Origin of the sequence: Arsukibacterium sp., from assembly GCF_036735525.1 — a bacterium.
GTDB lineage: Bacteria > Pseudomonadota > Gammaproteobacteria > Enterobacterales > Alteromonadaceae > Alishewanella.
Window position 1 is genome coordinate 20,983 of record NZ_DAINOE010000037.1, and the last position, 12,358, is coordinate 33,340.

Below are 12,358 nucleotides of genomic sequence, written 5' to 3' on the forward strand. Positions count from 1 at the left end.
TGTAATTAAAAATTGACCTGATGAGTAGCAAGCGTTGCCGTTGCTGCGCCCTGCCGATCGTTAATTACCCACTGCACCTGAATTTTCTGCAGTGACGGCACCCAGTTAAATAAACTGAGCTGTAGCTGATTTAACCGCGCCGGGCGCTGGCACAGCAGCTGAAAATTAGCATAAAAATCACCATGACCACTAAAGCCAGCATTTGTTAAATCGGTAGTGGCATCTGATGATTGCACCTCACAGACGGCTTCTCGGCTTAACTCAAACCAGGCGCCTTGCGCCAGAAGTTCCAGAGCCACTGCAATTTCTTGTTGTTGTTCACTGTTTTGCGGCGCATGTTCAAAACCGACAATATTATAGGCTGCCGATTGCAAAGCCAGTTGCAACTCATTACCTTCGAGCACCACAGTTAACATGGCTTCACCATGCACATGCGTACCCAACTGAGTGAATTCATCATCATGATGGTGATCATGGCTGTGGTCGTGGTCGTGCGCATGCTCTTGAGCATGGTTATCAGCATGTGCGTGTTTATGCTCAGTATGATCATGCTTTTTGTCATGATGATGGCCATGAGCTCGCTCAGGTTGGTGCTGTTCATGAGCCACCGCTAATTGCATAGGCAAAGCCATGGCGGCTAACAATATACAAGGTGGTAGTAATTTGTTCATTGCACTGTCCTTCAATCATTATCTTAGCGCTATCATACTGATAACTGCCACCGCTGCAAAGACGGCAACCTAAATCTCTGGCTGATCTAAAACAGCTGCCTTTGGCGTATTGTCAGCATGAATTCTATACGGCCTGTTGCATGTCCAGATTAATTGTTATTTTAGGCGATCAGCTCAGCCCAGCACTGGCATCTTTACGTCAGGCACTGCCCACTGATGTCATTATGCTGGCAGAAGTTCCGGGGGAAGCCCGTTATGTACAACACCATAAACATAAATTAGTGCTTATCTTCAGTGCTATGCGCCATTTTGCGGCGGTGCTGCGTCAGCAGGGCTTCAGCGTTTGCTACTACCACTATGCTGAGCATGCAGAGCTTTCAAGCCTTAGTGATGCCGTTAAACTCTGCCTGTCGCAACATCAGCAATGTAAAGAATTATTGATCACAGAATGTGGTGAGTACCGGCTGCAACAAGAAATCGACAGCTGGTCGGAACGTTTTAATTTACCTGTTTCAGTACTAGATGATGATCGTTTTTTATGCAGCAAAGCCATGTTTGCACAATGGGCCGATGGTCGCAAACAACTGCGCATGGAGTTTTTTTACCGCGAAATGCGTCGCTACACTGGCTTATTATTAGACGAACAACAACAACCTGTCGGTGGCCAGTGGAACTTTGATAAAGATAACCGCAAAGCTTGTCCACCTGATATCCAGCAAATACCGCCACTTAATTTTACAGTCGACGATATTACCCGGCAGGTTATCAGCATCGTTGACCAACATTTTTCCGACAATATGGGTAATAGCGCGGAGTTTCATTATGCGGTAACTGGCAAGCAAGCCCGTCAGGCGTTTTTGCATTTTGTGGATAAACAACTGGCTCAGTTTGGCGACTATCAGGATGCGATGCTGCAACAGCAGCCTTTTTTATTTCACAGTATTTGCTCTATGTACCTTAATTGTGGCTTGCTTGATGTACGCTGGGTTTGCCAGAAGGTTGAATCGGCTTGGCGCGAAGGTAAGGTCAGCCTGAATGCCGCTGAAGGTTTTATCCGGCAAATAATTGGCTGGCGCGAATATGTTCGTGGTCTGTACTGGCTGATGATGCCTGAATATAAAACCCGCAACACTTTTAGTGCCCTTACACCGCTACCAGCATTTTACTGGCATGGGCGCACTAAAATGAATTGTATGCAACAGGCCATCAGCCACACTATTGAACATGCTTACTCCCATCATATTCAACGACTGATGATTACTGGTAACTTTGCCTTGTTAGCAGGCCTTAATGTAGCGCAGGTTACCGACTGGTATCTGGCCGTGTATGCCGATGCCTATGAATGGGTTGAGTTACCCAATACTTTGGGCATGGCGCTGTTTGCCGATGATGGCTTGCTGGCATCCAAGCCATACGCTGCCAGTGGCGCTTATATTAATCGCATGAGTAATTACTGCAAAAACTGTCATTACAATGTAAAAGAGACCGCAGGAGCAAAAGCCTGCCCCTTTAATGCATTGTACTGGGATTTTTTAGCACGGAATCAGCAGCAGCTATCGGGTAATGCCCGTATGCAACTGGCCTATAAGAATTGGTACAACAAAACCCCGGAACAACAGCAAGCACTGCGCCAGCAAGCGGCGACAGTACTGCAACAGCTGGAGCAGTTATGATCCGCCTGGTATTACTTAATGACAGCTTAAGGTTGCATGATAACCCACTGTTAAAAGCAGATCCGCTACCTAAACTGGCAGTCGTGTGTTTAAACAAGTCCGCTTATTATGGCCGGCAATATGGACTGGCCAGGGCTAACCTGCAACGATTCGAGCAACAACTGAGGCTGATTAGCCAATTGCAACTGGCTTTAACCACACAGGGTATTGGTTTAGTTACCTTATTTGGTGATAGCCACACCGAGTTAGTTAAACTTATCAGGCTCACCCACGCCACTGAGCTGGTTGCGGCAGAGCCTACCGCGCCGGATGAGTATCAATGTCTGCAACAACTTAAGCAGCACATCAGCATCAACTTACTCGACTGCAATAGCCTGTTAGGCGCTGCGGCACTGGCGCCAGATTTGCACAGTTTTCCAGATCAATTTACCGCCTTTCGCAAAAGATTAGAGCCAGAGCTTAAGGTTTGCACGCCCATAGCGGGCTGGAGTTTGCCCCATAGCACAAACCCCTGGTTTAGTCCTGAGCAGGCCCAGACACTCAATCAACACTTCACGCCATTGCCAGCGATGGCAGGGAGCTGTGCATACAAAATAGCCATTACTGAAGCAGACGCATTAAAACGCCTTAAGCACTTTATCTGGCAGGAGCAACACATCCTGCATTACAAAGACAGCCGTAATCAGCTAGCCGGCAGTGATTATGCCAGTTTTTTTTCGGCTAGCCTGGCTGCAGGCAGCTTATCGGTCAGATACTGCTGGCAACAGATCAGTGATTTTGAGCAGCAAGTACAGGCCAATGACTCCACCTACTGGCTTAAGTTTGAACTGCTCTGGCGTGAATTTTTCCGCTGGCAAATGAGAAAATATCAACATCGCTGGTTTAGCAAAAATGGCATCAAAGGGCCGGCCGACTTTAGCCCTCCCAGGCTTAGTGCCAGACAGCAACAGCGGTTTGATCACTGGTGTGCGGGCAACACGGGTATGCCTTTTGTTGATGCCAATATGCGCTTGTTAAATCAAACCGGCTTAATGAGCAATCGTGGCCGGCAAAATGTCGCCAGCTATCTCATCCATGATCTTGCGATCGACTGGCGTCTGGGTGCCGCCTACTTTGAGCAACGTCTGCTGGATTATGACGTGGCCAGCAACTGGGGTAACTGGGCCTATATTGCGGGTTATGGCAATAGCATGCCCAGACCCTTTAACCTGCTAAAACAAGCCATGCAATACGATGCACAAGGCCAGTTTGTGCGCAGCATGTTACCTGAACTCAGCGCCGAAGGCGCCCTCATCCATCTGCCAGCAAATGGTGTTGTTATACCCGAGCAATGGCAAGCCTGGCTTAAGGAGTTAAACTGGCATAAAGCAGCAAAAGTGCCGCCAAGATGATACAACTGTTGTGGTTTAAGCGCGATTTTCGGGTGCAGGATCATCAGCCGTTATTTGAAGCGGCCAGGCAAGGACCGGTATTACCACTGTACATCATAGAGCCTGATTACTGGCAACAACCTGACACCTCCATGCGTCACTGGGCCTTTATTGAAAGCAGTCTTAAGGTATTACAACAACAACTCGGTGCGCTGGGACAGCCACTGTTTATTATCAAAGGCCCGGCTACCGGAGTGCTGCGCCAGCTGTGTCAGCAATTTCAGGTAAAAGCGGTATACAGCCATGAAGAAACCGGCAATTTATGGACTTATCAGCGGGATGTTGCCGTAGCAAGGTTACTAAAAGAATTACAGATACCCTGGCATCAATACCGGCAATTTGCCGTATTCAGACCTTTGCCCCAGCGAGATCTGTGGTTTAAGCAAGCCGATGCCTGGTTAAGACAACCCTGTGCTGCCACTATCAGCCAATTGCCCTTTATTGCTATGCCTCCCAGCTATAGCGGTCCCAGCCGCAGCGCCGTCGATTTAGCCCGCTGCAGCAGCATGCAGCAAGCAGACAACCTAAGCCTAACGCTGAACAGTTTTTGGCAGCACCGAAGTCAGCGTTACCGTAAGGATATTTCTTATGCGGCTAAAGCAGCTAACAGCTGCTCACGTTTAAGCCCTTTTATCAGTTATGGTCTGGTAAGCTTGCGTCAGTTACAGCAACAGGCTTACCTGGCACAAAAACACACCACCAGCCTTTATCACCAGCAAAGCTTACAGGCCTTTTTCAGCCGCTTACGCTGGCACTGCCACTTTATGCAAAAACTCGAAGACCAGCCTGCTCTGGAGTTTAGCAATTTACATCCGGGCTTCGATGGTATGCGCGAGCCGTTTTTTAACCCGGCTTATTTTGAGGCATGGCGTCATGGTCATACCGGTTATCCACTGATAGATGCCGCTATGCGCTGCTTAATTGCCACTGGCTGGTTACACTTTCGAGGCAGAGCTATGTTGGTAGCCTTTGCCTGTTATCATTTATGGTTACACTGGCGGCCTGTCGCACTGCATTTGGCGCAATGCTTTATCGACTACGAACCCGGTATTCATTATCCACAAATACAAATGCAGGCCGGCACTACAGGTATTAATCCTAACCGCATGTATAACCCGATAAAGCAAAGTCAGTTAAAAGATGCCGACGGCCAGTTTATCCGTCAATGGCTGCCAGAGCTCAGACAACTCCCTAACAGTTGGCTACACAGCCCCTGGCTGATGCCAAAGGCGCAACAACAACAACTGGGCTGTATTATTGATGTGGATTATCCCGCACCTATAGTGGATCTAATTCAGGCACAAAAGCAGGCCAGAAACTTAATGACAGTGTGGTTTAAGCAACATGACCGCCAGCATTGGCAGCAACAACAACAGCAGATTGTGAAACGGCATGCCAGTCGCAAAAGGCCCCAAAAAAATCAACAACAGAGCACACATCAGCTGCAATTCGACTGGTCTACTTAAGCCTTAGCGTCATTGCTGCTATCACATTTTTAGCGGGTTCATCATCGACAGCCATCTCCTTTTTCTTGGTTTAATTCTCCATTAAGTTGCAGCAACACAGGCTAAGCTGTCAATCTTGTTTACAATCAGGCTTTATGCCATCGACTATACATCGCTCGAAAAGATAAATTTCTCAAATAAAATCATTATCATATTAGAAAAAAATTAATAGTGGCTTATTTTATGCTTTCAACCTGGTCAATGCATGGGTGTCAGTAGATAAAAAATAAGTACTCAAGCACTAAATTTAAAAAACTGTAGTCAAATAGAAGGATTTTATTATGAAACGACTATATAACTCCCTTATCATTAGCTGCATGCTGTTATTGGCCACCCCGGCTTCAGCAGCGTTGATTGAACAATGGAGTTTTGAAAACTCAGCAGGCTTTATCAGCTGGCAAGCAGCCGGTGTTACTCCTTCTGGAGCCAGTAATTATCTGGATGATGATAACAACCTGCAAACCTGGTATTCCACTTTAACCTGGGGAGCCCCTTTTGAAGGTGGGCCATTATCGTCTTTTTCAATTACCAGTCCAATCAATGGTACTATTATGACTAATGGTGCAACTCAGTTTGGTACACCTTTGGTACATAATAACTTCCCTATTCTGGATAATGGTCAGTTGTTAACTCAGGCAGTGTTACTGGATAAGTTACTATTGACGCCTTTGGTTCCTGCAGGGCCAGCTCTGGATGCGCCGACTATCACTTTTGATATCCGCTTTTTTGAAACGGTAAATGCCCCTGGAGCCGGAATACTTTGCCCAGATGGCAACCCTCAGGGTATTGCTTCAAATATCAATGGCTGCGGCGATATCTTTGCGATTGCCTCCCCCTTTGATCTGGTGCAGAGCTTTATATTAGACGGATATTTATACACTATTAATATAGGTATTATCGGTGGAGATATCCTGCCTGATGCGGCCTGTAGCGAGCTTAGTTTTGCCTCAGGTTGCTACGGTTTTGTGACTATTGAAAATGCCAGTAACACCATACTACCATTCTTTTCAATTACTGCCCGCCCATTTAATGAGATTCCTGAACCAGCAGGTCTAGCATTATTTGGTATAGGTTTGTTATTACTGCGTCGCTTGGGAGCGCGGCAATAGTAATTGCAACGGCCTTTTACTATAATGTCTTTCTCAGGCAACATGATGTTGCCTGAGATATTTAACCAGGTTACCATGCCCCCTAACTAGATAGCTTCTTCGTCTTCTTCGCCCGTTCGAATACGAATAACCCGCTCTACTTCAAACACAAAAATTTTACCATCACCAATGCGGCCGGTTTGCGCTGTGTTCATAATGGCTTCGACACAACGCTCAACCTGATCGTCTGTCACCACAATGTCCAGCTTTACCTTCGGTAAAAAATCCACCATATACTCAGCGCCACGATACAGCTCAGTATGGCCTTTTTGCCGGCCAAAGCCTTTCACTTCTGTCACTGTCATACCAGTGATGTTTAAATCAGCCAGTGCTTCACGCACATCATCTAATTTAAAAGGTTTAATAATGGCTTCAATTTTTTTCATGCTGAGATCCCATTCGCACCAGATAAGTAGCAAGCAGTATAATACAAGCTGCTTGACGCTTCAGCAGTTGCCACAGAATTAGTTGATCTAAAAACGACAAGATACGATATGATAAACCTGACTATGCCAATCAGGAGAATTTATGTCTATTGCTGCCGCCATTATCGCCGAAATGCGGGTATTACCGCAGATTGACGTAAAATTTGAAATAACCCGCAGGGTAAACTTTATCAAACAACGTTTAACCAGCTCTGGTATGAAGACTCTGGTGCTGGGCATCAGTGGTGGTGTCGACTCGACGACCTGTGGCAGGCTGGCGCAACTGGCAGTGAATGAGCTCAATGCAGACAGTGCAGCCGGTTACCAGTTTATTGCGGTGCGACTGCCTTATGCATCGCAACAGGATGAAGACGAAGCGCAACTGGCGCTGCGCTTTATTCAGCCGACACAGTCATTATCGATAAATATTCAAGCCGCTGCCGATGCGCTGCATCAAAGTACGCTGGCGGCACTGGCAGGCATCAACGCGGCAGACTTAACCGCTGCTAAAACCGATTTTGCCAAAGGTAATGTTAAAGCGCGTTGTCGCATGATTGCTCAGTATCATGTAGCGGCTCTTACGGGAGGCCTGGTGCTGGGTACTGATCATTCGGCAGAAAACATCACTGGCTTTTACACTAAATGGGGTGACGGTGCCTGTGATTTGGCGCCGCTTTTTGGTTTAAGTAAACGTCAGGTTCGGGCGTTGGCGGCAGAGCTGGGAGCACCTGATTTATTGGTGGCTAAAACCCCCACTGCCGATCTGGAATGCCTGGCGCCGCAAAAAGCCGATGAAGCGGCTTTGGGGCTAAGTTATGAGCAAATTGATGATTTCTTAGAAGGTAAAGCGGTCAGTGATGACGTTGCCGGCAAACTGATCAGTATTTATCAAAAAACGCAGCATAAACGTCAGCCGATCCCCACTCCCTACAATCAGACGTAACAGCTTAAAAAATCAAAAACTTTACATAAATAAAACCCAAGCTACAATTATTAAACCTAATTGTAGCTTGGAGCACGCTAATGCGGGTAAAAGGACTCACCTTACTGGAAATGCTACTGGTCGTCGCCTTGCTAGCGTTATTAGCGCAAATCAGTTTACCGGCTTTTGCCGACCTACTGCACCGTAAGCGGGCAGATAGTTATATGCAGCAATTTAGCCGCCACCTCAGCTTTGCCCGTATCCAGGCGGCAAGCAGCCAACAAAGCGTAATATTGTGTCCAAGGTTGGGCACAGAATGCCAACCAAACTGGGAAAACCACCCTATTTTCATGCTGATGCAGGACCCTGCTACGGACAGTGAACACTTACTACGGCAACTGCCCGGTGTCAGCCATGGTCATCGGCTGGCATACAGTCGTAGCCAAGTACAATTTCGCCGGGATGGGAGTCTGGATGCTCTGGAAAATGGCACCTTTTACTATTGTCCACCGGCTAGCTTTAACTGGCATTACCGGCTGGTACTAAACCAGGCAGGAAGACAACGTCTAAACTTTGTTACAGAGCGTTGCCCTTTTTAATCCTCAGGAACAGCCAGTCAATGCCAGCATTTCAAGCTTTCCGGGGCGCTGACATTACGTTGCCCTGCTTGATTAAGGGTAAATAACAGACAATCACTATCGGCCCGTTGTGGCCCCAGCGCCTGCAACGTTAAATCATAAGCGCTGCCTGCTGCAGACAAACTGGCACTAAGCCGATAACGACCTGAGGTTGACAGACCATCTGCAGCCAGCCCTAAGCGGCTGATATCCGCAGTGTAGCGGCCTTCATCCGCCAGTAACCCCTCCTGCAAGTTGGCTGCATGCAACATGACTTGCACCGCCTCTGCCCGATAACTTCTCAGCACATGCTGCTGATAAGATGGATATACCAGAGCTGCCAGAATCCCTATAATGACTAACACCATCATTAACTCTATTAAAGTCACACCGGCCTGAACTTGCTGCTTGTTCATTAATGTGCCCCGCTTTCCAAGCGATAACTGGTCAATCGCTGCCAACGATGTAATTCTGGTAGCAGCAGAGGCATAACGCAGTCAATGCATAAGGGACTGAGGCTTAATAAAGCGGGTAGCAATAATTGTTCAGCCTCAGCACCCTGCCACCACAAAGCCAGCTGCCCCTCTGCTCCAGTTTGCAATGCCAATTTGCCCCGGTAAGCGGGCATCATCAGGCGTCGTTCCCGGTAGACCCTGCCGCCACTGTAAAGATGTAATGCATACAATTGTTGCGGTTTATCTTCATCTGCACACTGCCTGGCCGCTTTAGTCGTTGGCGCAACAGCACTGTAAATTACCCCTGCGACTAATAAAGGCGGAGTACGAATTTGGCCATCAACTTGCAACCACCAGCCGGCATGACGTTGTAAGCGTTGCCACTGTTCATGACTCAATCCATCGTCAAGTTCAGCGTCACTGAGCACAGTTCTGTCAGCTAAATCGCTAAAGCGAACTACAGTAGAGCCTGGCTCAGGTATACGTAGCAGAATCAACTTATCCTGACTACTCGTTAAATGTCGGGCACTCAATAATAAAAGTTGCTGTTGTGCAGCACTTGTGGGCTCTGCTAGTAAGTTGGCAGGGAGATGCGCTGAGATCAGCTCAAAAGCCTGGAGGAAAACCCAATCTGGCAAATGCAGATCTGCTATAAGTTGTGGTGTGCCAAAACCACGGCTTGTCAGTGTTAACCACCAAACTTTGCCACTGGCATCTAGTAATAATAATTCTGAATGCGCCCCCGTCAGTCGGCTGTCATAGGCTATAGGCCGCGCATAAATAGCAGTATGCAATTCCGGCCAGACAGCTAGTCTGAATGATGGGATCACCGCATCCGGCCGGAACAGCGCCAGGGCAGTGTCTGCAGCACTCTCCTCAGCTTGCAGCAAGTAACGGCGACTCTCCACAGCTCCCCGTCCCGGCAAAGTCACCTTAACTGATGTTGTCGCAGTGAGCCAGCAATCAGGCAGCTCTGCAGCACTCAGGTTTATACTGCTAAAGAGTAACAAAAGCTTAAAAATCCGCATCCGAGATCCCCTCCAGTTTTAGCTGATGGCGCAACAACATAGAACTGAAAGCCAGGTGCAGCCGGCTATCCTCAGAATGCAGCTCAGTACTAAATTCCAACCACTCACAATCAAGGTATTGCCCCGACCAGGCCGCAAAGCTAGCCGGACAAGCGCTTAACCGCTGCACTCCAGCCAGCTCGGTGTCGCTGTCCAATGTGGTCAGCGAACTGTAATGCTGCTGCCAGCCTTGTTGCTCTAACAGCAATTGCTGCTGCGCAGCTTGGGCACTTTTAAGACTAAGCTGGCTGATAAACAAACTGCTACTGACCATCAGCAGCATGACCATTAAGAAAATCAAGGCGCTGATAAGCGCCATACCACGCTGTTGCATCACTCACCTCCTTAACGAATGTTATGGTGCAAAGACACCGTACTACTGAGTAATAATCGTCGGTAATGATCGCCGGGCGCCTCGAAGCGCTCGGCCCCCATTTGATAACTTTGGCTATTTTGATAATGTCGATCGGCTTGCAAACTTCGCAACAAAACATAAAAAGTAATACTGACAATCCGCCCTTCGAGCTGCAGCCAATGCCGCTCGGTCATTTGCCGGGTAGCTAAGCGGTAATTCAACTGCCCATCACCGCTAGCATCAATACCAAATTCAAAATGTAAACGTTCAACACCATCGATGAGCGAATCAGTGTGGATTCTTGCCCCGCCAGCTGCCGAACGTACCAAGCGTTTGCGCATCAACACTGGGAAACGTTCGCCGCCATAGGTCTGTTGTTGTAAATAAAACACCAGATGCTGATATGGGAAATAACTGGCCTCTGCAGCAAGATCTGACGTGACCGCATCAACAAAACGGGGATGCTGCCAGTCATGTTGCAGATAAAAACGATTGTCTCTGAGTGCTGACGCCTCAAGATTCAGCCCAATGGCACGTTTTAGTTGCAGATATTCTGAATCTGGTAATAAAGAAGATAAGCAATTGAGCTGACGGCCACTGGCTGCAGCAGCGGCATACAGATTAATAAACGGCTGACCTCTTACCGGGAAGCTGCCGCTGTCCAGATCTGACTTAACGCAATCGCCCTCCGGGGCTATGATGGCAGAGGTGCCGTCTCGTATTTGATCCAGTGACATGCCTCCAAAAAAGCCACTGTTTTGTAACTCATTTTGTAATAAATTCAGCGCCAATTGCCCATTTTGCTGCAGTAACGCCAGTTGTTGTGTCTGCCGTACCGAGCGGCTTAAACTACTAAAAATTTGCAAGATAAAGCCCAGCAACAGCATAGCTAGCAACATTGCGACCATCAGCTCCGTTAAACTAAACCCCCGGCGCGGCACCTTATTCGCCCCCGGCCAGTAGCTGGAACCCCGCCCTGCCAATGCCAGTATCACAACTTGCTGCTGCAGGCTCAGGGTAACGGCCGGTGAGCTGCCAGCTGGCTTTTAGCGTCATACCGCTAGCGCTTGCCGTAAGACAAAAATAAGGCTCAAACAACGGCGTTTGCGCATCCGTTATGCTGTGGTTTTGCCAACGCTGCTGCCAATTGTAAAGCAGATACTGCCTGGCCTGCTCCGCGTCACATGGGCTTAGCGCTGAACAAGTGACTTCGGTTAGTGGACTGGATGCGGATATAGTTACAGCAGAGAGCGGCGCAGCCTTATTAACACTGGCCAAATCTTGTAATAACGAGGAGGTTAAGGCCACCGCAGCGGTACGCTGGGTGGCGTTTATAATATGCTGAGTTGCCAACAATTGCCCGGCTAAGATACCAAGCAACCCCAGCTTGACTAATAGTAAGGTGACCAACACCTCAATTAAAGACGCGCCTTGTTGTAACCGCATATCCCTATGCCAAGTTAATTTAATTAACCTTAAAGTTACAACAAATATTTAAAAGATCAAATTTTAACGCTTAAATTTTTACCATAAATTTTACCAGCATTTCGCTACTGCCGCCGCATTATTGCTACCTGCCACCAACTTAGTGCCTGCCTGGTTAATACCGAGCGACGCACAAGCGGTGTCTCCAGCTTGTGGACCTACCGCCGTGGCCGTTAAGGTATAAGTTCGCTGTGCCTGCACACTGGTGTAAGTATAACGTGCTGCAGATTCGGTTCTGCATTGTAAATCAGGCAAGACAAAAGTCGTTCCATCATAACGCATATTCTGGGTATAAAAGCGCTCCATAAACTGCGACAACTCTAACAAACAGCTGCTAGCTGCAGCGCGGTGACTACGCAGCACATGGTTTTGATATGAAGGGTAAGCCACCGACGCTAAAATACCGAGTATGGCCACCACTACCATCATCTCTATTAAGGTTATGCCCCGTTGTTTAAGCTTGAACATTGCCATTAGTTTATCATCTCCCGCCAAGATAACCTGCCACGCCGAATTTGAAGATTGACCCTGCTGGAGTCAATAGACACCCTGGAATCGCCTACTATCATTTGATCACCAACAAACACAGGCTCACCTGGCATACC

General features: G+C 47.9%; 14 protein-coding genes. 6 read left to right on the forward strand and 8 right to left on the reverse strand.

What is annotated here, in order from left to right; translation table 11 throughout:
• Positions 1-5: 5 nt before the first annotated feature.
• Positions 6-671 carry a ZrgA family zinc uptake protein gene (locus V7D78_RS09145; protein WP_333608142.1) on the reverse strand — a complete coding sequence of 222 codons (666 nt, stop codon included), beginning with the start codon at positions 669-671 and terminating at the stop codon, positions 6-8.
• A gap of 140 nt (positions 672-811) precedes the next feature.
• On the opposite strand from V7D78_RS09145, the gene V7D78_RS09150 reads away from it, so the two are divergent.
• From V7D78_RS09150 to V7D78_RS09165, 4 genes are all read left to right on the forward strand, one after another.
• A complete protein-coding gene (locus V7D78_RS09150; RefSeq protein WP_333608143.1) occupies positions 812-2,344 on the forward strand; it encodes a cryptochrome/photolyase family protein in 1,533 nt (510 codons plus the stop codon).
• Entirely contained in the window at positions 2,341-3,735 is a 1,395-nt protein-coding gene (locus V7D78_RS09155; RefSeq protein WP_333608144.1) for a DASH family cryptochrome, read from the forward strand. Before V7D78_RS09150 ends, V7D78_RS09155 begins: the two co-directional genes overlap by 4 nt.
• A complete protein-coding gene (locus tag V7D78_RS09160; RefSeq protein WP_333608145.1) occupies positions 3,732-5,240 on the forward strand; it encodes a cryptochrome/deoxyribodipyrimidine photo-lyase family protein in 1,509 nt (502 codons plus the stop codon). The genes V7D78_RS09155 and V7D78_RS09160 overlap by 4 nt, the downstream gene beginning before the upstream one ends.
• A gap of 320 nt (positions 5,241-5,560) precedes the next feature.
• Positions 5,561-6,388, forward strand: coding sequence for a THxN family PEP-CTERM protein (locus tag V7D78_RS09165; protein ID WP_333608146.1), 828 nt, complete (start codon positions 5,561-5,563; stop codon positions 6,386-6,388).
• 86 nt (positions 6,389-6,474) lie between these two features.
• On the opposite strand, the gene glnB is transcribed toward V7D78_RS09165, so the two are convergent.
• Complete coding sequence (gene glnB, locus V7D78_RS09170; protein ID WP_333608147.1) at positions 6,475-6,813, reverse strand: nitrogen regulatory protein P-II; 339 nt, start codon at positions 6,811-6,813, stop codon at positions 6,475-6,477.
• A gap of 142 nt (positions 6,814-6,955) precedes the next feature.
• Here glnB and nadE point away from each other — a divergent pair, with 142 nt between their 5' ends.
• Together nadE and V7D78_RS09180 are read left to right on the forward strand one after the other, a co-directional pair.
• Positions 6,956-7,795, forward strand: a complete 840-nt coding sequence (gene nadE / locus V7D78_RS09175; protein ID WP_333608148.1) for an ammonia-dependent NAD(+) synthetase — start codon at positions 6,956-6,958, stop codon at positions 7,793-7,795.
• An 80-nt stretch (positions 7,796-7,875) separates the two neighbouring features.
• Entirely contained in the window at positions 7,876-8,373 is a 498-nt protein-coding gene (locus V7D78_RS09180; RefSeq protein ID WP_333608149.1) for a GspH/FimT family pseudopilin, read from the forward strand.
• 17 nt (positions 8,374-8,390) lie between these two features.
• Here the strand turns inward: V7D78_RS09180 and V7D78_RS09185 are convergent, their stop codons facing one another.
• The 6 genes from V7D78_RS09185 to V7D78_RS09210 all read right to left on the reverse strand — a co-directional run bounded on the left by V7D78_RS09185 (position 8,391) and on the right by V7D78_RS09210 (position 12,227).
• The gene (locus tag V7D78_RS09185; protein ID WP_333608150.1) at positions 8,391-8,807 is read right to left on the reverse strand and encodes a type IV pilin protein; all 417 of its coding nucleotides are present in this window, start codon (positions 8,805-8,807) and stop codon (positions 8,391-8,393) included.
• Positions 8,807-9,874: a hypothetical protein gene (locus V7D78_RS09190; RefSeq protein WP_333608151.1), complete on the reverse strand. Its 1,068-nt coding sequence runs from the start codon at positions 9,872-9,874 to the stop codon at positions 8,807-8,809. Before V7D78_RS09190 ends, V7D78_RS09185 begins: the two co-directional genes overlap by 1 nt.
• Positions 9,861-10,247: a hypothetical protein gene (locus V7D78_RS09195; RefSeq protein ID WP_333608152.1), complete on the reverse strand. Its 387-nt coding sequence runs from the start codon at positions 10,245-10,247 to the stop codon at positions 9,861-9,863. The genes V7D78_RS09190 and V7D78_RS09195 overlap by 14 nt, the downstream gene beginning before the upstream one ends.
• Positions 10,248-10,258: 11 nt before the next feature.
• The gene (locus V7D78_RS09200; protein ID WP_333608153.1) at positions 10,259-11,263 is read right to left on the reverse strand and encodes a PilW family protein; all 1,005 of its coding nucleotides are present in this window, start codon (positions 11,261-11,263) and stop codon (positions 10,259-10,261) included.
• Complete coding sequence (locus tag V7D78_RS09205) at positions 11,211-11,714, reverse strand: hypothetical protein (protein WP_333608154.1); 504 nt, start codon at positions 11,712-11,714, stop codon at positions 11,211-11,213. The genes V7D78_RS09200 and V7D78_RS09205 overlap by 53 nt, the downstream gene beginning before the upstream one ends.
• 90 nt (positions 11,715-11,804) lie before the next feature.
• Complete coding sequence (locus V7D78_RS09210) at positions 11,805-12,227, reverse strand: type IV pilin protein (RefSeq protein WP_333608155.1); 423 nt, start codon at positions 12,225-12,227, stop codon at positions 11,805-11,807.
• Between the last annotated feature and the right edge of the window lie 131 nt (positions 12,228-12,358).

Coding starts and splice junctions, on each gene's coding strand:
- V7D78_RS09145 (WP_333608142.1), bottom strand. CDS start 671: ATGAACAAATTACTACCACCTTGTATATTGTTAGCCGCCATGGCTTTG.
- V7D78_RS09150 (WP_333608143.1), top strand. CDS start 812: ATGTCCAGATTAATTGTTATTTTAGGCGATCAGCTCAGCCCAGCACTG.
- V7D78_RS09155 (WP_333608144.1), top strand. CDS start 2,341: ATGATCCGCCTGGTATTACTTAATGACAGCTTAAGGTTGCATGATAAC.
- V7D78_RS09160 (WP_333608145.1), top strand. CDS start 3,732: ATGATACAACTGTTGTGGTTTAAGCGCGATTTTCGGGTGCAGGATCAT.
- V7D78_RS09165 (WP_333608146.1), top strand. CDS start 5,561: ATGAAACGACTATATAACTCCCTTATCATTAGCTGCATGCTGTTATTG.
- glnB (WP_333608147.1), bottom strand. CDS start 6,813: ATGAAAAAAATTGAAGCCATTATTAAACCTTTTAAATTAGATGATGTG.
- nadE (WP_333608148.1), top strand. CDS start 6,956: ATGTCTATTGCTGCCGCCATTATCGCCGAAATGCGGGTATTACCGCAG.
- V7D78_RS09180 (WP_333608149.1), top strand. CDS start 7,876: ATGCGGGTAAAAGGACTCACCTTACTGGAAATGCTACTGGTCGTCGCC.
- V7D78_RS09185 (WP_333608150.1), bottom strand. CDS start 8,807: ATGAACAAGCAGCAAGTTCAGGCCGGTGTGACTTTAATAGAGTTAATG.
- V7D78_RS09190 (WP_333608151.1), bottom strand. CDS start 9,874: ATGCGGATTTTTAAGCTTTTGTTACTCTTTAGCAGTATAAACCTGAGT.
- V7D78_RS09195 (WP_333608152.1), bottom strand. CDS start 10,247: ATGCAACAGCGTGGTATGGCGCTTATCAGCGCCTTGATTTTCTTAATG.
- V7D78_RS09205 (WP_333608154.1), bottom strand. CDS start 11,714: ATGCGGTTACAACAAGGCGCGTCTTTAATTGAGGTGTTGGTCACCTTA.
- V7D78_RS09210 (WP_333608155.1), bottom strand. CDS start 12,227: ATGGCAATGTTCAAGCTTAAACAACGGGGCATAACCTTAATAGAGATG.